This is a genomic window from Rhodococcus sp. P4_B6 (genome assembly GCF_056402215.1).
In genome coordinates this window covers 1-26,603 of record NZ_JBFUHV010000071.1, presented here as the reverse complement: position 1 = coordinate 26,603, position 26,603 = coordinate 1, and the positions used below count along the sequence as shown (strand labels likewise).

Below are 26,603 nucleotides of genomic sequence, written 5' to 3'. Positions count from 1 at the left end.
GCATCCCAGCGTAGGCGGGACCCTCGGCGGCGGTTGGTTAAATGCGTTGCCGGGGATCGCGACCGGTCAGGGCGATCAGGCGATCCTGCAGCGGTGCGTCGGCGGGTACGTCGACGGGGTCGGCGAACAGTCCGCTCTCGGAGAGCATCTCGCGTTGGCCGTCGAGGTCCGACCAGACCCCGGCGACGAGTTGCGGGTCGAGCGTGTCGTCGGATCCGGTGGCTTTGGCGAGGTCCCAGGCGTGGATGGTGACGTCGGCGGTCTGCTGCCTCAGGTACGGCTCGAGCGGCACCGTGCCGTAGGACAGATGCACGTGCGTCTGCGGGTCGGTCGACGACCACGCGCGGATGGCCGCGTCCGAATACCGCTGCCATTCCGCCCGCATGTCGCCGTGGAGGGGTTCGATGTCCGGGGTCGCCTCGCCGACCGTCTTCCCGGCGAGCAACGGGGGAACCCACTGCTGTTCCTCGATGACGTGCCGCACCAGGTGGGTGACGTCCCATTCGCCGTCCGGTGTCGGCGCCGACCAGTCGGTGATCGCGGTGACCCGCGCACCGAACTCGCGGTGGGCGATGCGGGCGAGTTCGAACCAGTCGAATGCCATGCCTTCAGGGTAGAGGCAGCCGGGTCACGATCAGCGCGATTCCAAACGATGCACCTGTCGGGGTGCTCGGGAAGGATGGGCGCATGACCAACATCCCCACCGTGCAGTTGTCCGAAGGCCTCACCGTCAGTGCGCAGGGCTACGGCGCCATGTCCGTCGCCCCCGTGTACGGCCCCGTCGATCCCGCGGAGGCGCTCGCGACCCTCCACCACGCCATCGACATCGGAGTGACGTTCATCGACACGGCCAACGTGTACGGCGACGGCGCGAGCGAGACCGCGGTGGGCACGGTGCTGAAGGAACGCCGCGACGAGGTGCAGTTGGCCACCAAATTCGGTCTCGTCGGCAACATCGCGAACGGCAGGCGCAGCATCAACGGCAAGCCCGAGTACGTGGGGCAGGCCCTCGACGAATCGCTGAGCCGGCTAGGTGTCGACACCGTCGACCTGTACTACCTGCACCGCGTCGACCCCGAGGTGCCCATCGAGGACACCGTCGGCGCGATCGCGGAACAGGTGAAAGCGGGGAAGGTCCGCCACATCGGACTGTCGGAGGCGACCGGCGACGAACTCCGTCGCGCGTCGCGGGTGCATCCCATCGCCGCGATCCAGAGCGAGTGGAGCATCTGGAGTCGCGACGTCGAGAAGCACGTGGTGCCCGCGGCGGCGGAACTGGGCATCGGCTTCGTGCCGTACTCCCCGGTGGGCCGGGGCTTCCTCACCGGAACGTACGACCCGGCCGCGCTGGGCGACAAGGATCTGCGTCGCCGGTTCCCGCGTTTCGGGGACGACGCGCTGCCGTCGAACCTGAAGGTGCTCGACGTCGTCCGCGAGGTGGCCGCCGAACTCGACGCGACGCCCGCCCAGGTGTCGCTGGCGTGGCTGGACGCGAAGGGCCGCGAGTTTGGGTTGCCGTCCGTGTCGATTCCCGGCACCCGGTTCGCGGCCCGTGTGACGGAGAACGCAGGTGCGGTCGCGCTCACCCTGACCGAGGGGCAGATCGCCCGTCTGGACCTGCTCGCGGACCTCACCGTCGGCGAGCGCACGGCCGATCCGACCTGGGTGTCGCTGGGCCGCGAGTGACTTCACCCAGCGGGTAATACCTGCTGGCGGGTAGTTTGATCTGCGATGAGCAGAGTGTGGTTGGTGTGGGGCGTCGGGGTTGTCGCATATATCGTCGCCGTCCTGCATCGAACCTCGTTCGGTGTGTCGGGCCTCGCGGCGTCGGAACGATTTTCGATCAGTCCGAGTGTGCTGTCGAGTTTCGTCGTACTCCAGATCGTGGTGTACGCGGGGATGCAGATCCCGGCCGGTGTGCTCCTCGACCGGTACGGGTCGAGGGTCATGATCGCCGCCGGCGCGCTCATCATGGCGTCGGCGCAGATGTTGCTCGCGCTCACCGAATCGCTGCCGCTTGCCGTCGCCGCGCGCGTGTTCGTCGGCGTCGGCGATGCGATGACGTTCATCTCCGTGCTGCGCCTGGTGCCGCAATGGTTCGCGCCGCGGCGGGTCCCGCTCGTGTCCCAGCTGACGGGCATCTTCGGTCAGATCGGTCAGATCCTGTCGGCGCTGCCGTTGATGCTGCTGCTGAACGGGCCGGGCTGGAGTTTCGCGTACGGCACGGCGGCGTCGCTCGGGTTGCTGTCCTTCGTGCTGGCAGTGTCCGTCATCCGCAACGCCCCGCCCGGTCTCGAGGTGGTGGCCGCACCCGCCGGACTGCGGGAGGTGGGAACGCAGATCCGCGCGGTGTGGCGGCGGCACGGCACCCGGCTGGGCTTCTTCACCCACATGGGCACGCAGTTCTCGATGACGACGTTCGCCCTGCTGTGGGGTGTGCCGTACCTGAGGTCGGCGCAGGGGTTGTCGGCGGCCGAGGCCGGTTCGCTGCTCACGCTGTCGGTGATCTCGGCGATCGTGGCCGGGCCGATCATCGGCATCCTCAGCGGCCGGTTCCCGATGCGCCGCTCGTATCTGGTGCTGGCGATCATGATCAGCAACGCGGCGATGTGGACCGTCGTGCTGGCACTGCCGGGCCCGGCGCCGATCTGGTTGCTGGCACTTCTGGTGATGGTGATCTCGGTGGGCGGCCCCGGTTCGATGATCGGCTTCGACTACGCCCGCATGTTCAACCCCAGTACCAGCATGGGAACCGCGCAGGGAATGGTCAACATCGGCGGCTTCCTGGCCTCGTTGCTGGTCATCCAGGCGATGGGGCTCATCCTCGACGCGATGGGCGGGTATTCGTTCGACAGTTTCCGGGTGGCCTGGCTCGTGCAGTATCCCGTCTGGATCGTGGCGATCACCGGGGTTCTGGTGACGCGGGGGAAGACGCGGAAGCAGATGGGACTGGTGCTGCGGCCGATCCGGCAGGTGTGGCGGGAGCGGGGCGATCGCCCGAAGGACTAGTTACACTCTTACATGATGTGTAACACTATAACGCATGAGCAATGAGCGTTCGGAAGATCACGCCGTCCTGACGGCACCCCCGATGCAGTGGGACGCCTGGGGCGCGCCCGAGAAGCACAAGGTCCTCTCGGACGGCATCAAGGGACTGCTGCAGCAGGCCCTCGGCGTCACCATCAGGGAACCCTCCGGCCGGGCGGCCGACGACGCCGTCCTCGCTCCGAGCGCACTCTCCGACCAGCACGTCACCGCGCTCGCGGGCATCGTCGGAGAGCAGTTCGCCAGTACCGCACACACCGACCGGTTGCTGCGTTCCGGCGGCAAGAGCACGCTCGACCTGCTGCGCCGCCGCAGCACCGAACCCCAGAACGCGCCCGACGCCGTCGTCACCCCCGGCACCGACGCCGAGGTCGCCGACGTGCTCCGGTACTGCGCCGCCAACGGCATCGCCGTGGTCCCGTTCGGCGGCGGAACCAGCGTCGTCGGCGGACTCGACCCGGTGCGCGACCGATTCGACGCCGTCGTCTCGCTGGACCTGCGCCGGTTCGACTCGCTGATCGACCTCGACACCGACTCCGGCATCGCGACGCTCGGAGCGGGTGTGACCGGTCCGCTCGCCGAGGAACTGCTCGGCGCGCACGACTTCTCGCTCGGGCACTTCCCGCAGAGTTTCATGTTCGCGACCATCGGCGGTTTCGCGGCCACCCGGTCGTCGGGGCAGGCGTCCGCGGGGTACGGCCGGTTCGAGGACATGGTGCAGGGACTGCGGGTGGTGACCCCCGCCGGAACCCTCGACACGGGGCGTGCCCCGGCGTCCGCGGCAGGCCCGGACCTCGGCGAACTGTTCGTCGGGTCGGAGGGCACGCTCGGCGTCATCACCCGGGTGCGGGTCCGCGTGCACGCGGTCCCGGCCACCACCGTGCGGGAGGGCTGGCGTTTCCCCGACTTCGCGACCGGCGCGGCCGCGCTGCGCGCGCTGCGGCAGGAGGGTGCGGTCCCGACCGTGCTGCGACTGTCCGACGAGGCCGAGACGGCGGTGAACCTGGCGACCACCGACAAGATCGGCGAGGAGACCGTCACCGGCGGCTGCCTGGCGATCACCACGTTCGAGGGCACCGCGGAGCACACCGCGGAACGGACGGCGGAGGCCCGCGCGGTGCTGCAGGCGCGCGGCGGCACGTCCCTGGGCGAGGAACCCGGAAATGGCTGGGAGCACGGCCGTTTCGACGCACCGTACCTGCGCGACTCGCTGCTCGACGCGGGAGCGCTGTGCGAGACGCTGGAAACCGCGACCACGTGGGGCAACCTCGCCGCCCTCCGCGCGGCCGTCACCACCGCGCTGACGGAATCGCTGTCGGCGCAGGGCACCCCGCCGCTCGTCCTCTGCCACATCTCGCACACGTACCCGACGGGCGCCTCGCTGTATTTCACCGTCGTGTCGGCGCAGGCGGACGACCCGATCGAGCAGTGGCGGCGGGCCAAGACCGCCGCCGGGGACGCGATCGTCGCCGCCGGCGGAACCATCACGCACCACCACGCGGTCGGCGTCGACCACCGCCCGTGGATGCGGGACGAGATCGGCGATCTGGGCGTCACGATTCTGCGGGCCGTCAAGGACGCCGTCGATCCCGCGGGAATCCTCAACCCCGGCAAGCTGATTCCGTGAGCACGCAGCAGGTGATCGAGAAGGTCACCGTCCTCGTCAACCCGCTCGCCGGGCACGGCCACGCGCCGGTCGCCGGGCGCAAGGGGGTCGCGCGCCTGCGGGAACGCGGCGTCGCCGTCACCGAAATCATCGGTACGGACGCCGATCACGCGCGCACGCTGGCCCGCCGGGCCATCGACGACGGCACCGACGCGCTCGTCGTCGTCGGGGGAGACGGCGCCATCAGCATCGGGTTGCAGGCGGCGGCGCAGTCCGGGACACCGGTCGGCCTGATCCCGGCAGGCACCGGCAACGACCATGCGCGCGAATTCGGCATCCCCGTCGGCGACCCCGTCGCGGCCGCCGACGTCATCGCCGACGGCGAGGTGCAGGAATCCGACCTCGCCAGGATCACCCTCGACAGCGGTGCGGTCGTGTGGGCGGGCACGATCGTCGCGAGCGGTTTCGACTCACTCGTCACCGACCGCGCCAACCGGATGTCCTGGCCGAAGGGCCCGATGCGGTACAACCTGGCGATGCTCGCCGAACTGACGCAACTCCGCCCGCTGCACTACCGCATCGCACTCGACGACCAGACCTTCGAGGTCGACGCGACACTGGTCGCCGTCGGCAACGGCCGCTCCTACGGCGGCGGGATGCAGATCTGCCCGAACGCGGACAAGACCGACGGACTGCTCGACGTCACCGTCGTCGACTACGGCCGCCGGTCGAGGCTGGTCCGGCTGTTCCCCCGCGTGTACAAGGGCACCCACGTGGAACTCCCCGACGTGCAGACCTACCGCTCGCGGACGGTGCGACTGCAGTGCGACGGCATCACGGCCTACGCGGACGGCGACCGCGTCGGCCCGCTGCCGGTCACCATCGAGGCGGTGCCTGCCGCGCTGCGGATCCTCAGCCACACCCCGGCCTGAGCGGTCACAGCCCGCGCAACCGGTCCATCTCGCGGCGTTCGCGTTTGGTCGGCCTGCCCGCGCCGCGGTCGCGCTGCGGGATGGACGCGAGGACCTCGCGCGGTGGGGGTGGTGGTGTGTTGTCGGTGTAGCACTCGACGGCCACCACCGCGCCCACCCGTTTGGTGATCGGCCGGATCACCTCGACGATCCGTTCGACACCGGCCGCGCGGATGCGGACCTCGTCGCCGGCCTTGACCGGCTGCGCCGGTTTCGCGGTGCTGCCGTTGACCCGCACGTGCCCCGACCTGCACGCGGCCGCCGCCGCGGAACGCGTCTTGAACAGCCGGACCGCCCACGTCCAGCTGTCGACCCGGACGCTCGACGGGTCGGTACCGGAAATCGCCACCCGACCAGGATACGAAAGCGTGCCCGCAGTCGCGTCACCCCTCCGGCGGGGTGGGGCCGGGCCGCGCGAGGGCCGGTTGCACGGCCGGACCGGTGACGTCGCAATGTGGTTTGCATGCAACCGAATCCGGGACGGGACCAAGCGGGGTGGGAGCCGGCGGAGCGGGAGCGCGGATCAGGGCTGCGGCGATGATCGCCCCGACCAGGAGCAGTGCGATGCAGATGTACATCGCGATGCGGAAGCCGTGCGAGAAGCTGGTGGGGTCGATCATGCTTTCGGCGTCGATCCCGGCGATCCCAGGGAGTGCGGCCACCGCCAGCAGTTGGCTGGTGCGCGCGACCGCGTTGTTCACCCCGGACGCGATGCCCGACTGCTCCACCGGGACCGACCCGAGCACGGCGGCGGTCAGCGGCGCGACCATGGCGGACAGTCCGAGACCGAACACGACGACGCCGGGAAGCACGACCGTCCAATAGCTCGCGTCCGGCCCGATCCGCGTCATCAACAGCAGCCCGACCGCTGCGAGGGCGGGCCCGACGGTCATCGGTAGCCGGGGGCCGTGGGTCTGGGCGTAGCTGCCGGCGCGGGAGGAGAACGCCAGCATCGCCAGCGTGATCGGGATGGTGGCGACCCCGGCCTCGATCGGCGAGTATCCGGCCACCAACTGCAACTGCAGGACCAGCAGGAAGAAGACGCCGCCGAGCGCGGCGTACACGGCGAGCGTCACCAGGTTCGCCGCCACGAACATGCGCGACGCGAACAGGCTCGGCGGCACCAGCGCGTTCGGTGAGCGCCGTTCCACCACGACGAACGCGATCAGCGCGACGGCTCCGACCACCCCGGCGATCAGGTTCATCTCGATCAGACCGTAGGTGAGGGCGCCGAGACCGACCACCGCGCACACCGACCCGAGCACGTCGAGGTGATCGGACGGATGCGGGTCCCGGCTCTCGGGGACGTGCCGCATCGACGCCCACACGACGACGACGGCGAGCGGAAGATTGATCAGGAACACCGACCGCCAGCCGGCCACCTCCACCAGCCAGCCGCCCAGCAGAGGTCCGATCGCCCCGGCCACCCCACCGAGCCCCGACCACAGTCCGATCGCGGCGCCGCGGTCGTCCTCGTGAATCGACGCCGAGATCAGTGCGAGGCTGCCGGGGGTCAGCATTGCAGCCCCGACACCCTGCAGAATTCGGGCGATCACGAGCATCGTGATGTCGGGTGCGATGCCGCACAGGAGCGACGCCACCGCGAACCAGACCGTCCCCCAGACGAAGACGCGTCGCCGGCCCCAGCGATCCCCGAGCGCCCCGCCCAGCAGGATCAGCGACGCCAGGGCGAGGGTGTAGCCGCTCAGTACCCACTGCATTCCGGCGACATCCGACCCGAGGTCCTCGCCGATGTGGGGCAGGGCGATGTTCACCACCGTGCCGTCCAGTAGCGCGAGGCTCGAGCCGAGAACGGTGGCGGTGACCACCCACCGCCCCTGGCGGGTGCTCAGGCGCAGAACTGTCTCGGTCATCTCCCCATGGTGCGCTGCGGTCCAGGCAGTGCGGTACTCGTTGCGATTTCTCGCGCCGGCTTCGGCATACTCGACAGCGTTGCCCGGTCGGAAACCGAAAGTCGAGAGCCTGCACGTGTATATCGAAGTCGACGACCTGTCCCGCGAGGACGTGCACGGACTGCTGGCCGAGCACCTGGCGGACATGCGTGCCACGTCGCCGCCCGAGAGCGTTCACGCCCTCGATCTGTCCGGTTTGCGGGACCCCTCGGTCACCGTGTGGACGTTGTGGGACGAGGAGGCCGTGCTGGGAACCGTGGCTCTGCGTGAGCTCTCGGCGGCCGAAGGTGAGATCAAGTCGATGCGGACGGCCACGGAGGCGCGCGGGCGGGGTGTGGCCACCCGGCTCCTCACGCACCTGGTCGACGAGGCGCGGGCACGCGGGTACGTCCGGCTCAGCCTCGAGACCGGCACCGAGGATTTCTTCGCCCCGGCAAGGCGGCTGTACACCGAGCACGGCTTCACCGAATGTCCTCCGTTCGGGGACTACGACAACGATCCGAACAGCATCTTCTTCACACTCGCCCTGTGACGGCTGTGTACGTGCGACACTTTCCGCCACGCACCTCGATATACGGAGAACTCATGGACATCATGCGCAAGGTCGCGGTCGGGGCCGTCGCGGTGGCCGGCCTGTCTTTCTTCGCTGCGGGGACGGCCGCTGCAGACCCGGTACCGGCGCCCATGCCGCCGCCGCTCCCCGCGCCCATGCCGGTCCCGTTGCCTGCCGGCACGTACCTCGGCACCACCAACGTTCTCGGTGGCGACCTGATCTGGAAGGGCAAGACGTTCGGACCCGGATGGGTCATGGACAACTTCGGGGTGTTCTTCCCCTACATCTTCGGCATGACCACCCCGGAACCGGGCGGCTCCCTCGTCACCGACTACAGCCCGTCCGGCCTGAATTTCCTCACCGACCGGATCACCCCGAGGCCGGACGGGACCTACGAGGGCACCGTTTACATCAACGGCAACCCCGTGGCCGGATACGCCCTGCACAAGTAGGGCGGTCGACGGCTATGCCTTCGACGACGCGAGCGGTTCGGTGGGAGCCGTGTTCGGCGGTGTGGGTGCACGTCGGGTGGGAATTGCCACGGTGATGGCCGCGGCGACGAGCGCGACACCGCAACCGATCAGCAGACCGGTCCGGAATCCGCCCTCGGTGGGCAGGGTGTGGCCCGCGACCTGCACGCTCATCTGCGCCAGGACCACGCCGACGACGGCCGCGGACACCGACGTGCCCACCGAACGCATCAGGGAGTTCACGCTGTTCGCGGACGCCGTCGCGGACTGCGGCACGGCGCTCATCACGAGGGCGGGCATCGCGCCGTAGGCGAGACCGACGCCCGCGCCGCAGATGCAGGTCACCACGACCAGACCCCACGTCGACCCCATCAGGAACATCGACGACCCGTAGCCGAGGGCGATGACGAGGCTGCCGACTAGCAGCGTGACCTTCGGTCCGCGGGTCGACGACAGCTTGGCGCCGAACGGGGACACCGCCATCATCATCAGGCCCGACGGGGCCATCCACAGACCCATCGCCAGCATCGACTGTCCCAGGCCGTATCCCGTCGACGCGGGCAACTGCAGGAGTTGCGGAACGATCAGCGACTGGGCGTACATCGCGAAGCCGACGACGACGGACGCGGCGTTGGTCAGCAGCACCTGACGTCCGGCGATGACCCGCAGGTCGACGAGGGGCTGCGGAGTGCGGAGTTCCCACCGGCCCCACGCCGTCAACACGATGATCGTGGCCGCGAACAGGCCGAGGGTGGTGCCGCTCGTCCAGCTCCAGTCGGCGCCCTTGGACACGGCCAGCAGCAGGCACACCAGTCCGACGCCGAGCCCGACCGCCCCGACGGGATCGAAGCGGCCCCGGGTGCCGTGCACCGGGGTGGCGGGCACGAAGTACCAGAGCAGTACGGCGATCACCGCGCTGAGCCCGGCGGCGCCCCAGAACAGCACCCGCCATGAGGCGTTCTCGGCGACCGTCGCGGCGAGCGGCAGGCCGAGGGCACCGCCGATGCCCATCGACGAGCTCATCAGGGCGATGGAGGAGTGCAGGCGCTCGGGCGGCAGCAGGTCCCGCAAGGCGCTGATTCCCAGCGGGATCAGGCCCACCCCGACGCCCTGCAGTCCCCGGCCGATCACCATCGGGGCCAGGGTCGTCGCGAGTGCGCAGACCACCGAGCCCAGGACGAGCGGCACCGTGCAGATCAGCATCATTCGACGCTTGCCGTAGAGGTCGCCGAGACGTCCCGTGACCGGGGTAGCCACCGCGCCGGCGAGCAGCGTCGCGGTGATCACCCAGGATGCGTTGGAGGCGGTCGTGCCGAGGAGTCGGGGCAGGTCACCGATCAGCGGCACCACGAGGGTCTGCATGAGTGCGGCGACGATGCCGGTGAATGCCAGCACGGCGACGAGGCCGCCCGGGCGGACGACGGGCGTCGGACTGTCCACACGAATCTCCTTGACGTTGCGAAACACAATTTGTGCACCCTACACAGTCTATGCATGGTGCACAACATATGTATCCTGCATATTAGTCAGGAGGGGCGTTTTCCGAGGTAGGCCGCGGTGAGGCCGTACGCGACCACGGCGGCCACCGACACTCCCGTGGACGTCCACCCCCACGAGTCCGGCCACGGCGTGGTCCCCGATGTGGTGAGCGGCGTGTACGCCGTCCACCCGTAGTCGACGACCAGGGGGACGGTGAGCGCGGCGGGGATCGCCAGCGCCGCCGCGGTGACCGGTCCGCTCGACGGCACGCTCGACGCGAACGTGTACGTGGCCGCGAGCGGAAGGAGCAGCCACATCGCGCCGAGTTGCAGGTTGTCCCACGGCGGGTGCTCGAACACTGCCGACGCGGCGACCACCGCCAGCGCCGCGATGCCGAGAACCGGCTGGGGGAAACGCCGTCCGAGCACGGCACCCGCGAGTGACAGTGCCGCGGGCAACAGCAGCCACGGCCACGAATCCGGGAACGCGGACCTGCCGATGCCGCCCGTGGCGACGAGCGCCATCGCGGCGAGCAACACGATCCCGGTGCGGCCCTCCAGCCACAGCGCGGCGGCGATCACCACCGCGACGAGGACGATCCCGAACACCCACCGGCCCTTCATTCCGCCGTCGGAGTCCACGTCCCACGCCTGGTGAACGAACCACCAGCACAGCACCAGCCCGACCAGCGGCACCACGATCCCCGCGACGACGGCGCGCCTGCTCACCGCGAGGTCCGCCCGCTCGCCGAAGTCGCCGGATCGCAACGCCACAGCCAAAACCACGGCCGTGAGCGCTAGGACGGCCAGCGCCGCCGCATCGACGGTGTGTCCGGGAAGGTAGTCCGCGTAGCGCCGGGGGAGGGATATCCGGAGATGCTCGATCGGTCCGTCGAGGAGGACCCCGGTGAGGACACCCGCCGCGAGTGCGGTCTGCAACCACTCGAGGTCGGCGGTGGCGCACAGTCCGACGAGACCGCCGAGGAGAAGTCCCGCAGCGACGCCGCCGAGGAACATCTCGAAGTCCCACGGCCCGATCGAACGGGCGACGCCCAGCAGTGCGAGGCCGGCGAACGACAGCGCCGACAGGCCCCGGCGGGCCCGAACCAGCACCGTCACCAGGACTGCGACGACCGCGGCGAGGGTGGCACCGGCGGCGGGATCGAGATACGACGCGTCCAGGACCTCACGGCCCACGACGAACACGAACCCACCGGACCCGGTGGACGTCAACGCAATTCCCGCGACGAACCCGCCCAGCAGCAGGCACACGTGCGAGATCCGGAAAGTCATCCTCCGAGCATCGCGTACGGGTGTCGGCCTTGAAGTGACCGACGCGCAGGGGAAGGCTGGAGTCGTCGAAGTGCGCTCGGCAGAGAAGGGGTGGTCCGTGTGGTCATCGACAACGACGTCTACAACCGGGTGGGGGAGTCGTGGTGGGAGGAGGACAACCCGCTCAACCTGCTGCACGGAAGCCTGACGCCGGGACGATTCGCCTACTTCCGCAAGGTGCTCGGCCAGACGATCGGTCCTGACTATCGCGGTCTGCGTGCCCTCGACGTCGGGTCGGGTGGAGGGTTCCTCGCGGAGGAGTTCACCCGGATCGGATTCCGCGTGACGGGAATCGATCCGTCCCCGGTGTCGATCGACACCGCCCGCCGTCACGCCGACCGCGCGGAACTCGACATCGAGTACCGCATCGGGTCGGGCGAGCGACTCCCCGTGCCGGACTCCACGTTCGACGTCGTCTACTGCTGCGACGTCCTCGAGCACGTGTCGGATCTGGGCGAAGTGATCGCCGAGACGTCCCGCGTGCTGAAACCCGGCGGCCTGTACCTGTTCGACACCATCAACCGCACATTCGTCAGCAAGCTCGTCGCCATCAAGATCATGCAGGAGTGGCGGATGACGCGGATGTTCGACACCCCCATCCACGACTGGTCGATGTGCATCCGTCCCGCGGAGCTGACGGCGATCCTGGAGCGCCGCGATCTGCGGCTCGGCGAGATCGTCGGGCTCGGGCCGCGGTCGAAGAATCCTCTCCGGCTCCTCGACCTCGCCCGGGCGGGCGGAACCCGGCTCAGCTACGGGGAGTTGAGCCGCCGCCTCGACTTCGGGCAGATCCGGAGCACGGCCATCTCGTACATGGGATACGCCGTCGCGAACGGCGAAAGCCCGCCGCGACAACGCGACGGGCTCCCGGACGGGCGCGATCAGCTGTAGTCGTAGAAGCCCTTGCCGCTCTTCTTGCCGAGGTGCCCGGCATCCACCTTGCGCTTGAGCAGCGTCGGGGGAGCGTAGTGCGGCTCGGCGAACTCCGCGTACAGCGACTCCGCGGCGGCGAGCGTGATGTCGAGACCGACGGTGTCGATCAGCGTCAGCGGGCCCATCGGGTACCCGCAGCCGCCCTTCATGGCCTCGTCGATGTCCTCGGCGGTGGCGTAACCCGACTCGAGCATCCGGACCGCCGACGTGAGGTACGGGATGAGCAGCGCGTTCACGATGAATCCCGCGCGGTCACCGGCTCGCACCGTCTTCTTGCGCAGCGTGTTCTTCGCGTAGTCGGTGACCGCGGTGACGGTCTCCTCCGACGTGACGAGGCTGACCACGATCTCCACCAGCGGCATCACCGGCACCGGGTTGAAGAAATGGACACCCACGACCTGCCCGGGACGCTGCGTGGCGTTGGCCATCTTGATCAGCGGAATGGACGACGTGTTGGACGCGAGGATGCCGGACGGCTTCACGACCTTGTCGAGCTTCTGGAAGATGTCGACCTTGAGGGATTCGATCTCCGGCGCCGCCTCGATGACGAGGTCGCGGTCGGCGAAGTCGTCGATGTCGAGGGTGACCCGCACCCGGGCGAGCGCGGCGTCCGCGGCCTCCTGGTCGAGCTTGCCCGCCTTGACCCCGCGGGCGAGGGACTTCTCGATCCGGGCCTGCGCGGCCTCGGCGAACTCCGGCTTCGTCTCGAGGATGAGAACCGAGCTGCCGGCCTTGATACATACCTCGGCGATGCCGGCACCCATGGTGCCGCCGCCGATCACGCCTACTAGTTCCACAAATTCTCCTTAGATATGCCCGTGCGTGGTTAGCGAGTCCAGAGACTCGTTAACCACGCACGGGCGGCGTAGCCGCCTACTTCAACAGTGCACGCGACATCACGACGCGCTGGATCTGGTTGGTGCCTTCGTAGATCTGGGTGATCTTCGCATCACGCATCATCCGCTCGACGGGGAAGTCGGTGGTGTAGCCGGCGCCACCGAACAGCTGGACGGCGTCCGTGGTGACCTCCATCGCGACGTCGGAGGCGAAGCATTTGGCGGCCGCGGAGATGAAACCGAGGTTCTTCTCGCCGCGCTCGGCGCGGGCCGCGGAGGTGTAGACCATGAGGCGCGCGGCCTCGACCTTCATCGCCATGTCGGCGAGCATGAACTGCACGGCCTGGAAGTCGCTGATCGACTTGCCGAACTGCTTGCGGTCCTTGGTGTAGGCGAGGGCGGCGTCGAGGGCGCCCTGTGCGAGGCCGACTGCCTGCGCGCCGATGGTGGGACGGGTGTGGTCGAGGGTCTGCAGCGCCGTCTTGAAACCGGTGCCGGGCTCGCCGATGATGCGGTCGCCGGGAATCTTGCAGTTCTCGAAATAGAGCTCGGTGGTGGGCGAACCCTTGATGCCGAGCTTCTTCTCCTTCGGTCCGACGACGAATCCTTCGTCGTCCTTGTGGACCATGAACGCGGAGATGCCGTTGGCGCCCTTGTCGGCGTCGGTGACGGCCATGACGGTGTACCAGCTGGACTTGCCACCGTTCGTGATCCAGCACTTGGACCCGTTGAGGATCCAGTCGTCGCCGTCGGCCTTGGCGCGGGTGCGCATGCTCGCGGCGTCCGAACCGGCCTCGCGCTCGGACAACGCGTACGACGCCATCGCCTCGCCGGACGCGAGCTGCGGCAGGACCTGTTGCTTGAGTTCCTCGGAGCCGTTGAGGATCAGGCCCATGGTGCCGAGCTTGTTGACGGCGGGGATCAGGGAGGAGGAGCCGCAGACGCGGGCGACCTCTTCGATGACGATGCAGGTGGCGACGGAGTCGGCGCCCTGCCCGTCGTACTGCTCGGGGACGTGGATGGCGTTGAAGCCGGAGTTCACGAGGGCCTGCAGCGCCTCTTCGGGGAAGCGCGAATCCTCGTCGACTTCCTTCGCGTGGGGTGCGATCTCCTTCTCGGAGAGCGCGCGGATCGCGGACCGCAGTTCGTCGTGCTCTTCACCGAGCTTGAACAGATCGAAGTCCGGATTTCCGGCCATGGGGGCGCTCCTTGCTGAGTCTCGACGGCACCGAGTCTGAGCGGCACTCCGTGCCAGGTCTATTTCCGTTCAGGTGGGCCGCAACGTTCGTGGTCGGCAAACTACTGCCACTGGAGTGCAGTCAACCACGGCACTGAGTGCCAGTCAAGGGTGGGTGTCGTCACCTTCGGCCGCTCAGCCCCGGCGCCGGGACAACTGCGTCCGGATGCGCCCGGTGATCTCCTCCACGGGAGTCCCCGGCGGGTACGAGACCACCAGTACGGCGTCCTCTTCCTGCGTGGATGCCCCCGGGGCGACGCCGAACGTCCGGCGCACGTCGAGCAGGGCCCGCTCGAGTTCTTCCGCGGTGGCGTCCGGGTCGCCCTTGATCATGTTCCGAAGCAGAAAGTTGTGGCACGCGGTGACAGCGGCCGCGAATCCGATGACCTTAAGGACCGGTTGGGTGGGCACTACGCCGCGCAGGTAGTCGACGAACAACCGCTCGTAGCGGACGCCGGTGACGATCTCCCGGTCGCGGAGCGCGGGAACCCTCTGGACCACCTGGTACCGGCGCACCGCCAGTTCCCGGTTCTCCCGGAACCTGTCGAAGACCAGGCCCGCTGTCCTGCAGACCGCCGCCCACGGGTCGTCGGTTTCCGTGGTCAGATGGTCCTCTGCCTGCTGCAACAGTGATTCGTGATCGGCGAAGATCACGTCCTCCTTGGAGCGGAACTGGCGGAAGAACGTCCGCCGGGACACCCCGGCGGCCGACGCGATCTGCTCGACGGTCGTCGCCTCGTACCCGTTCTCGGAGAACAGCCGGATGGCCTGCGCCACCACGTGGACGCGGAAGTCCGCGGGATCGATGCCGGGTGTGTCGACGCGCTCGGTCATGAGGCCCAGTATCCATCGGCGGCATTGGACCCGCAGTGCCCTGGACCCGGAACGCCGCGCGGGCGGATACTCGAAAGAGTGCGTCCGTCCTGGTTGGGCGGGGCGAGGTCGAGTTCTAGTGTGCCCTGGACAAGATGAAGGACCCGTTCCGGGGGCGGGGGATCCGCGCCGCCCCGCGGACCTGCGCGTCCCGGGACAGCGATCGGACGGTTCCGCCCCGGGCGGCGGTGAACCGATTCCGCTGTCGGCGGCGCAGCGGGCCACGTGGTTCGCTCAGCAACTGGAACCGCGGGTCCCGATCTTCATCGCCCAGTACGTCGAGTTCCGCGGTGCGCTGGACATGGACCTGTTGCGGCAGGAGACAGTGGAGGCGGCCCGCGAATTCGAATCGCCGTTCCTCAAGGTCTACGACGTCGACGGCCGCCCGCTGCAGTACGTGGACCATCGGACGGACACGTCGATCGCGTACGTCGACTTCCGCGCCGAAGAGGATCCGATGTCGGCGGCGCACGAATGGATGGAGCGTGACTACGTCACGCCGATCGACCTGAGCGCAGACCGGCTGGTGGAGACGTCGATCCTGCAGACCGGGGACGCGCACTTCCTGTGGTACAGCAGGATTCACCACGTCGCCCTCGACGGCTACGGTGCGATGACGATGCTGCGCCGCATCGCGCACCGGTACTCCGCGAAAGTTGCGGGCCGCGAACCGGATCCGAACAGGGCGGTCAGCTTGCGGCAGTTGTACGACATCGACAGCCGGTACCGCGCCTCGGACCGTTTCCTGACCGACCGCGAGTACTGGGCGGAGCGGGTCGCCGGGGTCGAGGGCACCACATTGGCGCGGACGGTGGGACACGTGTCCGCCGCCAGCACGGTGGAGAGTGCGGTCCTCTCCAACGACGTCGTGGCCGTTCTCGATTCCCGCGACAGCCCGTCGGYGGCGACCATCATCGCGGCCGCGGCGTGCTACCTGGCGCGGCGCACCGGCAGAACCGATGTGCTGGTGACCATCCCGGTGTCGGCGCGCACGACGGCGGTGCTGCGCAATTCCGGCGGCATGCTCGTCAACGTGGCCCCGATGCCCGTCCGCGTCCGGGCCGAGGACACCGTCGCGGACCTGATCGAGCAGGTCCAGCGTGAGCTGGTCGCGGCACTGCGGCACCAGCGGTGCAGCCTCGACGACATCCGACGTGACGCCGGCGACACCGCGTCGACGGAATTGTACGGGCCGATGGTGAACGTCATGTTGTTCCGCCAGGAGGTGGCGCTGGGTTCGCTGGTGGGCGATTTCCACATCGTCACCTCGGGTCCGGTGGAGGACCTGCTGATCAACGTGTACCAGAGCGGCACGCCCACCAGGATCTTCGTCGACTTCCGTGCGAACCCCAGCCGCTACGAGCGTGGCGAACTGCGGGAACACCATCGGCAGTTCGTGGAGTTGCTCGCGGAACTGGCCACCGCGAACCCGGCGTCCCGGGTGGGCGACATCCACGAGGAAAGCGCCCGCATCGGGGAACGGTTGCTGGGCGAGGCCCGGGAAGTCGAGTACTGGCGCCGGCGACTGGATGGGTTGCCCGACCTCCTGCCGTTGCCCACCGACCGGCGCCGGCCCGCCAGGCTGTCGCCGGAGAGCGACCGGGTCACCGTGGTGGTGTCTGCGGAGTTGCACCGCCGGGTGGGCGCGCTGGCCGAAGACGCGGGCACCGCCGGCCGCACGGTGTTCCTCACCGCCCTGTCGATCCTGCTCGGCCGGGTCACCGGGAGCAGCGACATCGCCGTCGGGACGGCAGTGGACGTGGGCGACCGCACGGACACCGTGGTGGTGCGTTCGCGGTACGCGGGCGAGGTGTCGTGCCGCGACTACCTGGCCCACGTCCGAGACGTCGCCGCGGAGGCGTTGTCGCACACCGGGGTTCCGTTCGACCGTCTGGTGCAGGAGCTCGGCGTGTCGGTGTCGGAGGCGTACGCACCGATCGTCCAGGTGCTGCTCGACACCAGGCCCCCCGGCTCCCCGGATGCGGAATTCCCCGGCCTCGACCTGTGCGTGTCCGTGACGGAAGCGGTCGGCGAGTCGGGGGGACTGGCCGGGGCCACCGTCGAATTCGGTTTCGCCGCAGACCTGTTCGACGCCCACACCATCCGGGTGGCGGCCGAACGGTACCTGCGCATCCTCGGTGCGATGGCGGCCGATCCGGACGTTCCGGTCGGTGACATCGAGATCCTGTCCGTGGCCGAACGTTCCGCGTTGACACCGGTCCGGGGCCTGCCTGCCCGGTCAGAGCGCACCCTGCCCGGCCTGTTCGCCGATGCCGCGGCACTGGATCCGGCAGCAACGGCCCTGACCCGGCAGGGCGAAGAATTGTCCTACCGCGAGCTGGACCGGTGGTCGACGCAGGTCGCGCGCGTGCTGATCGACCAGGGTGTGGGACCGGAATCGTTCGTCGCGCTGGCGTTGCCGCGGTCGTTCCGGTCGGTGGCGTCCGTCTGGGCGGTCGCGAAGACGGGGGCGGCGTTCGTGCCGGTGGACCCGAACTACCCGGCCGACCGGATCGACTACATGCTTGCCGATTCGGGTGTGGTGCTCGGTCTGACGGAGCAGTCGGTGCGTGGCCGCCTGCACGATTCGATTCCGTGGTGCGTGCTGGACGATCCGGACTTCCAAGCCGAGTGCGCCGTCCGCCCGGACAATCCGCTGACCGACTCGGACCGCATTCGGCCCCTGCACCTCGACAATGCCGCGTACCTGATCTACACGTCCGGTTCGACGGGGCAGCCGAAGGGCGTCACCGTCACCCACCGCGGGCTGGACAACTTCGCCGCCGATCAGCAGGAGCGGTTCGGCGCCACCAGATCGTCTCGAACGCTGCATTTCTCGACCCCCAGCTTCGACGCATCCGTGTTCGAGTACCTGCAGGCCTTCGGAGTGGGCGCGACCATGGTGGTGGTGCCGCCGACCGCGTACGGCGGCGCCGAACTGGCCGACCTGCTGCGGTCGGAGCGCGTCACGCACGGCTTCGTCACCACCGCGGCGCTGGGAACGATCCCGCCCGATTCGCTGGGCGACTTCCTCGACGTGGTCGTGGGCGGCGAGGCCTGCCCGCCCGACCTCGTCGCCCGGTGGGCGCCGGACCGCCGGCTGCACAACGCGTACGGTCCGACCGAGACCACGATCATGGCGAACATCAGCGCACCGATGACCCCCGGTGACCCCATCACGCTGGGTGGGCCGCTCCGGGGCGTCGAGGAAATGGTGCTCGACGCCCGGCTCCATCCGGTACCCGTCGGGGTACCGGGTGAGCTGTACATCGCCGGTGCCGGGGTGGCGCGGGGCTATCACCGCCGCCCGGGTCTCACCGCGGCGCGGTTCGTCGCCGACCCGTACGGCCGGGGCCGGATGTACCGCACCGGCGACGTGGTGCGGTGGCGGCCCGATCACACGCTCGAGTACCTGCGGCGCAGCGATTTCCAGGTGAAGGTCCGAGGGTTCCGCATCGAGCTCGGTGAGATCGATGCGATGCTGCAGACGCATCCGGACGTGCGACTGGCCGTCACCATCGGCAGGCCGGGACCGTCCGGGGACACGGTCCTGGTGTCCTACGTCGTCCCGGCTCCGGGCAGGCCGATCGTGACGTCGGAACTACTGCGGCAGGTGCGGAACCGGTTGCCGGCGTACATGGTTCCCTCGGTGATCGTGGTGCTGGACGAGATCCCGCTGAACCCGGTCGGGAAGCTGGACCGCGCGGCGCTGCCGGAACCGCGGTTCCTGTCCGCGGCCGCCGAGTTCAAGGCGCCTGCCGACCCGGTCGAGGAGTCGATCGCCGAGGTCTTCACCGAAGTCCTCGGCGTCGAACGGATCAGTGTCGACGACAGCTTCTTCGACCTCGGCGGTAACTCGCTCGTCGCGACGCGGGTGATCGCCCGGGTCAACGCGGCACTCGGATCGGACGTCGGGGTGCGGGCGTTGTTCGAGGCGCCCACCGTCGAACTGCTGGCGGCGTACGTCCGCCGGGCAGGCACCGAATTCGTGGACCGGCCGCCCCTGACCGTCGGGGATCGGCCCGATCGGATCCCGTTGTCGCTGGCGCAGCAGCGGATGTGGTTCCTCAACCAGTTCGACACGTCGTCGGCGGCGTACAACATTCCGATGGCAGTGCGCCTTACCGGACCTCTGGACGCGGACACGTTGCGGGCCGCGGTCGGGGACGTGATCGAGCGGCACGAGTCGTTGCGCACCGTGTATCCGGCATCGGAGGACGGCCCCTACCAGGTGGTGGTCGACACCGCGGAGGTCGCCCCGGACCTCACCCCGCACGTCGACGGCGACGAGTCGCTGCACGACCGGATCGGGACGCTCCTCACCGGTGGGTTCGACGTGAGCACGAAGGTCCCGCTGCGCGGGGCCCTGTTGTGGACCGGTCCGGACGAGCACGTGCTCGTGATCGTGGTGCACCACATCGCTGCCGACGGGGCGTCGCTCGCGCCGCTGGCCCGAGACCTGATCGTCGCCTACTCGGCGCGCCGGTCCGGGACCCTGCCGAGCTGGGAACCGCTGCCCGTGCAGTACGCCGACTTCAGCATGTGGCAGCGTCGACTGCTCGGCAGTGCCGAGGACCCGGACAGCCTCATGTCCCGGCAACTGCAGTACTGGCGCGATGTGCTGGCCGACCTCCCGGAGGTCAGTGCCCTCCCGCTCGACCGGAACCGGCCGGTCACCCGCTCGCTCGCGGGTGCGACCGCGGCGTTCCCGATCGATGCCGGCCTGCACCGGAAACTGCTCCTCCTCGCACGCGAACACCACGCGACGCTGTTCATGGTGATGCACGCGGCGCTCGCCGTGCTGCTCTCGAGGATGACCGGATCCGGGGACGTCGCCATCGGCACCCCGATCGCGGGTCGCGGTGAGGCGGCGCTGGACGACCTCGTCGGGATGTTCGTCAACACGCTGGTGCTGCGCACCCCGGTGGAGCCGGGTGAGGTGTTCACCGACGTGCTGGCCCGGGCCCGAGACACGGATCTGGGCGCGTTCGGGCATACGGACGTTCCCTTCGAGAGCGTCGTCGACGAGCTTGCTCCGGGCCGGTCGACGTCCCACTCGCCGCTGTTCCAGGTGCTGCTCGAATTCCAGAACACCGTGCGTGCCCACCTCGAACTGCCGGGCCTGACCGTCGAAGCCGTCGACGTAGACCCGGGGGTTGCCAAATTCGACCTCCAGCTGTCGCTCGCCGAATACCACGACGAGAAGGGCACCGCCGCCGGGATGTCGGCCGCCTTCCTGTACGCGACGGACGTGTTCGACCGGTCGTCGGTGGAGGGGTTCGGGGAACGCTTCGTCCGGGTGCTGCGGGCGGTGGTCGACGACCCGGCGGTGGTGGTGGGGGACATCCCGGTTCTCGGTGCAGTCGAGCGCGACCTGGTGCTGGACCGCTGGAACCGTAAGGGTGTCGCCGCCGACGCGCAGACGGTGGTCGAGTTGTTCGCGCGGGTGGCCTCGGCGACCCCGGCCGCCACCGCGATCGTGTGCGGCGACGAGACGCTGACCTACGGCGAACTGGACGAGCGGTCGAACCGGTTGGCCCGGTTGCTGATCGCCGAGGGTGTGGGCACCGAGTCGCTGGTCGCGGTGATGGTCGATCGCACGCCTGCCCTCGTGGTGACGTTGCTGGCGGTGCTCGCCGCCGGTGGCGGGTACGTGCCGGTCGACACCAGCTATCCCGCCGAGCGGGTGGCAGCGATGTTCGAGGACGCGCGACCCGTGTGCGCCGTGGTGAGCGCAGAATTCGCGCCGCTGGCGCCGGCCGGAATTCCGGTGGTGGCGATCGACGATCCGGACACGGTGGGCGCGGTGGCCGAACTGTCCGGTCTGCCGGTCACCGACTCGGACCGGCTGCGGCCGCTGTGGGCCGACGCCGTCGCGTACGTCATCTTCACGTCGGGATCGACAGGGCGGCCGAAGGGTGTCCAGGTGTCGCATCGGTGTGTCGTTACCCTGCTCACCAACACCCGGGAACTGTTCGGGTTCGACTCGTCCGACGTGTGGACGCTGTTCCACTCGTACGCTTTCGACTTCTCCGTCTGGGAACTGTGGGGTGCGCTCGTCCACGGTGGCCGGCTGGTGCTGGTCGACTACTTCACCGCGCGGTCGCCGGACACGTTCCTCGAACTGCTCCGCCGGGAACGGGTGACGGTGCTGAACCAGACCCCGACCGCGTTCTATCAGCTGACGGAGGCCGATCGCGCGGCGAGCACCGTCGAGGACGGCGACACAATGCCACTGTCGCTGCGGCACGTGATCTTCGGCGGCGAAGCCCTCGATGTCGGGCAACTGGAGAGGTGGTACACCCGGCACGACGACCGCGCCCCCGTGCTGGTGAACATGTACGGCATCACCGAGACCACCGTGCACGTCAGCTACCTCGCCCTCGACCGGGCGCTGGCGGCCTCCGTACCCGGCTCGGTGATCGGCGGCGGACTCCCCGGACTGCGCGTCTACGTCCTCGACGGCCGGCTGCATCCGGTACCCCCCGGGGTGGTGGGAGAGCTGTACGTGTCCGGAGACCAGGTGACCCGCGGCTACATCGGGCGGCAGGGGCTGACCGCGACGCGGTTCGTCGCCGACCCGTTCGACCACCGCCGGGCCGGGACGCGCATGTACCGGTCGGGCGACGTCGTGAAGTGGGGTGCGGGCGGGCGGCTCGAGTATGTGGGGCGCAGCGACTTCCAGGTGCAGCTGCGCGGATTCCGGGTGGAACTCGGCGAGGTGGAGGCCGCCCTCGGCGCGTGCGCCGGGGTGGCGCAGTCGGTGGTCGTGGTGCGCGGCGACGAGCGGGACGGCGACCGGCTGGTGGGCTACGTGGTCCCGGAGGCGGGCGCCGACGTCGACGCGGCGGCGGTTCTCGCCGCGGTCGGGGCGAGCGTGCCGTCGTACATGGTGCCGGCGGCGGTGGTGGTGATCGACGCCCTGCCCCTGACGGTCAACGGCAAGCTCGACCGGAAGTCGCTGCCGGACGCCGACTTCGGCACGGCGACGGTGGGATTCGTCGCCCCACGCAACCCGGTGGAGGAGATCGTCGCCGCCGTGTTCGCCGACCTCCTCGGCATCGTCCGGGTGGGGGCGAACGACAGCTTCTTCGCGCTCGGCGGAAACTCGCTGACCGCGACCCGGCTCGTCGCCCGCGTCAACGCGGCAGTCGGCGACCGTCTGGGCGTGCGGGACGTGTTCGACGCCCCGACCGTCGCCGGGCTGGCCGCCCGCGCCGAGGCTGGGGAATCCCGGGCGGAATCCCGGCCTGCGCCCGCCCCGCGGGATCCGTCGCGGGAGGTCCCCGTCTCGCTGGCGCAGCAGCGTATGTGGTTCGCCAACCAGTTCGACACGGCCAGTGCGGCATACAACGTCGCGATCGCACTCCGCCTCACCGGCACGCTCGACGTGACTGCGCTGCAGGCGGCCGTCACCGACGTCGTCGAACGTCACGAATCCCTCCGCACCGTCTTCCCGCTCACCGACGCCGGCCCACGGCAGGTGATCCTGCCGCCGGAGACCGTGGCGCCCGATCTCACACCTCACCCCGTCGCGCCGTCGGACGTCGGCGCGGAACTCCACCGCCTGCTCTCCGCGGGATTCGACGTGACCACGGAGGCGCCGCTGCGGGCCCGGCTGTTCGCGGCAGGCGAGCACGAGCACGTGCTGGCCGTGGTGGTGCATCACATCGCGGCGGACGGCTTCTCGATGGTCCCGCTCGCCCGCGACGTCCTGTCGGCGTACACGGCCCGCGCCCGCGGCGCCGCACCCGACTGGACTCCTCTGCCCGTCCAGTACGCCGATTACACACTCTGGCAACGGGACCGGCTCGGCGACGAACACGACGAGGAGTCGCCGCTCGCCCGCCAACTCCATTACTGGACGGCGGCGCTCGCCGACATCCCCGACGTGCTGGAACTGCCCACGGACCGGCCCCGCCAGGCCGCCCGCACCCTCGGCGCGGGCCGCGTCGAGTTCGGGATCGGCCCGGATCTCCACCAGGGTGTCGTGCAGGTCGCGCGCAGGCACGGGTCGACCGTGTTCATGGCGCTGCACGCCGCGCTGGCGGTCCTGCTGTCGCGGCTGAGCGCGTCGGACGACGTCGCCGTGGGCACACCCATCGCGGGCCGCGGCGAGGCCGAACTCGACGACCTGGTCGGGATGTTCGTGAACACCCTCGTGCTCCGCACCCCCGTCGACGGCGCCCGCACGTTCGCCGAACTGCTCGCGCAGGTCCGTGAGGCCGACCTCGGGGCGTTCACGCACGCGGACGTGCCGTTCGAACGCGTCGTGGAGAGTCTGCGTCCCTCCCGTTCGACGGAGTACTCACCGCTGTTCCAGGTGATGCTCGAATTCCAGAACACCGAGCGCCCCGAGCTGGAGCTGCCCGGCCTCCACGTCGAACCCCTCGACCTCGAGTTCGACACGATCAACTTCGACCTCCAGCTGACCCTGCGGGAGAACGTCGACGCCGACGGTCGTCCCGCGGGGATCAGCGCGGCGCTGGGATACGCCACCGACATCTTCGACGAGGACACGGTGGCGGCGTTCGCCGAGCGCCTGGTCCGGATCCTCGGCGCCGTCACCGACTCGCCGGACGCCCCGGTCGGCGACGTCGACGTTCTCGGCGCCGGCGAGCGGGCCGCACTGACGCCGGTGAGCGGGGGGCCCGGCGTGCCGGCGCGGACGCTGCCGCAGTTGCTGACGGCCGCCGCCGGGGACCCGGATGCCGCGGCACTGGTCTTCGACGGACGCCGGGTGTCCTACCGGGACCTCGACGAGCGGTCGGACCGGCTCGCCCGGCTCCTGATCGGGCGGGGCATCGGCCCGGAACAGGTGGTGGCGCTGGCCTTGCCGCGGTCCATCGAATCCGTCCTCGCCGTCTGGTCGGTGGCCAAGACCGGGGCCGCGTTCCTGCCGGTCGACCCGAACCATCCGGCCGAGCGCATCGAGTACATGCTCGGCGATTCGGGCGCCGTCACCGGTCTCACCACGGCCGGGCTGCGGTCCGCCCTGCCCGCGTCGATCCCGTGGCTGGATCTCGGTGACCCCGGAACCGACGCCGAGCTGTCGCTGTTTCCGGCGACGGCGGTGACCGACACCGACCGCTCGTCGGCCCTGCACGTCGACCACCCCGCGTACGTGATCTACACGTCGGGATCGACCGGCAGGCCGAAGGGTGTGGTGACCACACACCGCGGGCTGGCGAATTTCGCTGCGACGGAGCGGGACACGTTCGGCACGACCACGGGGTCCCGGACCCTGCACTTCGCGTCGCCGAGCTTCGACGCCTCGGTGCTCGAGCTGATGCTGGCGGTCGGACCGGGCGCGACGATGGTGATCGCGTCCCCGTCCGTCTACGGCGGCGACGACCTGGCGGACCTGCTGCGGCGTGAGCGGGTCACGCACTGCTTCGTCACGCCGGCGGCGCTCGCCTCGGTCGATCCCGCCGGCCTCGAGGGCGTGCAGTGCGTGGTGACCGGCGGCGAGGCATGCCCGCCGGAACTGGTGGCACGGTGGGCGCCGGGCCGGGCCATGTTCGACGCGTACGGTCCGACCGAGGCGACGGTCGTGTCGAGCATCAGCACGCCGCTGGCGCCGGGCGAGCCGGTCACGATCGGCGCGCCGACGCTCGGGTTCACCGAGACCGTCCTCGATCAGCGACTGCATCCGGTGCCGGCAGGCGTGGCCGGGGAGCTGTACCTCGCGGGCCCCGCGCTCGCCCGCGGCTATCACGGCCGGCACGCCCTCACCGCGGAACGCTTCGTGGCCAACCCGTTCGGGCCGCCGGGCAGCCGGATGTACCGGACCGGCGACCTCGTGCGCTGGACGGCGGACGGGCAACTCGACTACCTCGGGCGCACCGACTTCCAGGTGAAGATCCGCGGATTCCGAATCGAACTCGGCGAGGTGGAGTCGGCGCTGCTCGCCCACGAGAACGTGGCGGCGGCAGTCGCCGACGTGCGGCGGGACAAACGGTCCGGCGACCGGCTGATCGGGTACGTCGTCCCCGAACCCGGCGCGGCCGTCGATCCAGGCGAGGTCCTGCAGTTCGCGGGCACGCGGCTCGCGTCGTACATGGTGCCCGCCGCCGTTCTGGTGATCGCGGCGCTCCCGGTGACGGTGCACGGCAAGATCGACCGGAAGGCGTTGCCGGAACCAGACTTCGGTGTCACCGTCACCGACAGCCGGCCGCCGCGCACCGAGACGGAGGCGCTGCTCGCCGGCCTGTTCCGGGACGTGCTGGGACTCGCCTCGGTGGGAGTCGACGACTCGTTCTTCGCGCTGGGCGGCGACAGCATCATGTCGATCCAGCTGGTGGCCCGCGCGAAGGCCGCGGGACTGATCCTCTCCCCGCGGGACGTGTTCGAGCGCCGGACCGTCGCCGGTCTCGCCGAGGTGGCCCACCACGAACGCGCTGATGCCGTGGTGCTGGAGGAACTGCCCGGCGGCGGAGTCGGCCCGGTGCCGCTGACCCCCGTCGTCGCGTGGATGCTCGACCGCAGCGGCGGCAGGCTGGAGCGGTTCTCCCAGTCTGTGCCGGTCACCGCACCACGCGGCCTCACCCGCGAGGATCTCGCCGCCGCCGTCGACGCCGTGCTGGACCGCCACGACATGCTCCGCGCGCGACTCGCCGCCGACGAGGCGGGGCGGTGGGCGATGACGGTGCTGCCGACCGGATCGGTGCGCGCCGACGCGCTGATCCACCGCGTGCCCGTGACGTCGTTCGACGTCGGCGACTTCGCCGCGGTCGCGAGAGTGGAACTGAACGCGGCGGCAGACCGCCTGGACCCGGCCGCGGCCAGCATGGTGCAGGTGCTCTGGTTCGACGGCCCGGACGGGCAGGGGCGTCTGCTGCTGGTCGCGCATCATCTCGTCGTCGACGGCGTGTCCTGGCGGATCCTGATCGCGGATCTCGCGGCCGCCCATTCCCGCGTCGCCGAGGGTCTGCCCGCCGCACTGCCGGCGGTCGGGACGTCGATGCGGCGATGGTCGCACGGGCTCACCGATGCCGTGCGGTCCCGGCGCGCCGAAGGCGCACTGTGGCAGTCGATCCTGGACGGCCCCGATCCGCTTCTCGGCTCCCGGCCGCTGAATCCGGACGTCGACGTCGACGCCACGACGGGCCGCGTCGTCGTCGACGTGCCCACCGGCGTCACCGACGCACTCCTCACCACCCTTCCCGCCGCGTTCCACGGCGCCGTCGGCGACGGCCTCCTCACCGCCCTCGCACTGGCTATGATCCGGTGGCGGCGGCACCGCGGGGTCGACACGGCCGACGTGCTGATCAACCTCGAGGGCCACGGCCGCGAAGACCACGTCGTGCCCGGCGCCGACCTGTCCCGCACCGTCGGATGGTTCACCACACTGTTC

Annotated in this window: 16 protein-coding genes; 8 read left to right on the top strand and 8 right to left on the bottom strand. The window is 69.8% G+C overall.

The genetic code is table 11. The features are described 5' to 3' along the window. Positions 1-37 precede the first annotated feature (37 nt). Complete coding sequence (locus AC1DWT_RS28135; RefSeq protein ID WP_477923181.1) at positions 38-604, bottom strand: TIGR03086 family metal-binding protein; 567 nt, start codon at positions 602-604, stop codon at positions 38-40. Positions 605-687: 83 nt separating this feature from the next. On the opposite strand from AC1DWT_RS28135, the gene AC1DWT_RS28130 reads away from it, so the two are divergent. From AC1DWT_RS28130 to AC1DWT_RS28115, 4 genes are all read left to right on the top strand, one after another. Continuing rightward, positions 688-1,686 (top strand): aldo/keto reductase, encoded by a 999-nt coding sequence (locus AC1DWT_RS28130; protein WP_378682606.1) that lies wholly within the window; start codon positions 688-690, stop codon positions 1,684-1,686. Positions 1,687-1,731: 45 nt separating this feature from the next. After that, the gene (locus AC1DWT_RS28125; RefSeq protein ID WP_072944652.1) at positions 1,732-3,009 is read left to right on the top strand and encodes an MFS transporter; all 1,278 of its coding nucleotides are present in this window, start codon (positions 1,732-1,734) and stop codon (positions 3,007-3,009) included. Between the two features lie 82 nt (positions 3,010-3,091). Beyond that, positions 3,092-4,672, top strand: a complete 1,581-nt coding sequence (locus tag AC1DWT_RS28120; protein ID WP_072944881.1) for an FAD-binding oxidoreductase — start codon at positions 3,092-3,094, stop codon at positions 4,670-4,672. Beyond that, the gene (locus AC1DWT_RS28115; protein ID WP_095863427.1) at positions 4,669-5,583 is read left to right on the top strand and encodes a diacylglycerol kinase; all 915 of its coding nucleotides are present in this window, start codon (positions 4,669-4,671) and stop codon (positions 5,581-5,583) included. Before AC1DWT_RS28120 ends, AC1DWT_RS28115 begins: the two co-directional genes overlap by 4 nt. A gap of 4 nt (positions 5,584-5,587) precedes the next feature. Here AC1DWT_RS28115 and AC1DWT_RS28110 read toward each other — a convergent pair whose 3' ends face one another. After that, entirely contained in the window at positions 5,588-5,971 is a 384-nt protein-coding gene (locus AC1DWT_RS28110) for an RNA-binding S4 domain-containing protein (RefSeq protein WP_072944648.1), read from the bottom strand. Positions 5,972-6,005: 34 nt separating this feature from the next. Then, complete coding sequence (locus AC1DWT_RS28105) at positions 6,006-7,496, bottom strand: MFS transporter (protein ID WP_095863428.1); 1,491 nt, start codon at positions 7,494-7,496, stop codon at positions 6,006-6,008. A gap of 115 nt (positions 7,497-7,611) precedes the next feature. Between AC1DWT_RS28105 and AC1DWT_RS28100 the strand changes: the two genes are divergently transcribed. Both AC1DWT_RS28100 and AC1DWT_RS28095 read left to right on the top strand, forming a co-directional pair. Continuing rightward, a complete protein-coding gene (locus AC1DWT_RS28100) occupies positions 7,612-8,067 on the top strand; it encodes a GNAT family N-acetyltransferase (protein ID WP_072944644.1) in 456 nt (151 codons plus the stop codon). A gap of 53 nt (positions 8,068-8,120) precedes the next feature. Further along, positions 8,121-8,540, top strand: coding sequence for a hypothetical protein (locus AC1DWT_RS28095; protein WP_072944643.1), 420 nt, complete (start codon positions 8,121-8,123; stop codon positions 8,538-8,540). Between the two features lie 12 nt (positions 8,541-8,552). On the opposite strand, the gene AC1DWT_RS28090 is transcribed toward AC1DWT_RS28095, so the two are convergent. Together AC1DWT_RS28090 and AC1DWT_RS28085 are read right to left on the bottom strand one after the other, a co-directional pair. Continuing rightward, complete coding sequence (locus AC1DWT_RS28090; RefSeq protein WP_072944641.1) at positions 8,553-9,998, bottom strand: MFS transporter; 1,446 nt, start codon at positions 9,996-9,998, stop codon at positions 8,553-8,555. An 86-nt stretch (positions 9,999-10,084) separates the two neighbouring features. Then, complete coding sequence (locus AC1DWT_RS28085; RefSeq protein ID WP_477923173.1) at positions 10,085-11,329, bottom strand: hypothetical protein; 1,245 nt, start codon at positions 11,327-11,329, stop codon at positions 10,085-10,087. 90 nt (positions 11,330-11,419) lie between these two features. On the opposite strand from AC1DWT_RS28085, the gene ubiG reads away from it, so the two are divergent. Continuing rightward, positions 11,420-12,259, top strand: coding sequence for a bifunctional 2-polyprenyl-6-hydroxyphenol methylase/3-demethylubiquinol 3-O-methyltransferase UbiG (gene ubiG / locus AC1DWT_RS28080; RefSeq protein WP_072944637.1), 840 nt, complete (start codon positions 11,420-11,422; stop codon positions 12,257-12,259). On the opposite strand, the gene AC1DWT_RS28075 is transcribed toward ubiG, so the two are convergent. The 3 genes from AC1DWT_RS28075 to AC1DWT_RS28065 all read right to left on the bottom strand — a co-directional run bounded on the left by AC1DWT_RS28075 (position 12,250) and on the right by AC1DWT_RS28065 (position 15,208). Beyond that, positions 12,250-13,098, bottom strand: coding sequence for a 3-hydroxybutyryl-CoA dehydrogenase (locus AC1DWT_RS28075; RefSeq protein ID WP_072944635.1), 849 nt, complete (start codon positions 13,096-13,098; stop codon positions 12,250-12,252). The genes ubiG and AC1DWT_RS28075 overlap by 10 nt on opposite strands. A gap of 76 nt (positions 13,099-13,174) precedes the next feature. Then, positions 13,175-14,335 (bottom strand): acyl-CoA dehydrogenase, encoded by a 1,161-nt coding sequence (locus AC1DWT_RS28070; protein ID WP_072944633.1) that lies wholly within the window; start codon positions 14,333-14,335, stop codon positions 13,175-13,177. A gap of 174 nt (positions 14,336-14,509) precedes the next feature. Further along, a complete protein-coding gene (locus tag AC1DWT_RS28065; protein ID WP_206014873.1) occupies positions 14,510-15,208 on the bottom strand; it encodes a TetR family transcriptional regulator in 699 nt (232 codons plus the stop codon). A 118-nt stretch (positions 15,209-15,326) separates the two neighbouring features. On the opposite strand from AC1DWT_RS28065, the gene AC1DWT_RS28060 reads away from it, so the two are divergent. Further along, a partial coding sequence (locus AC1DWT_RS28060; RefSeq protein WP_477923169.1) for an amino acid adenylation domain-containing protein occupies positions 15,327-26,603 on the top strand: 11,277 nt, incomplete at its 3' end.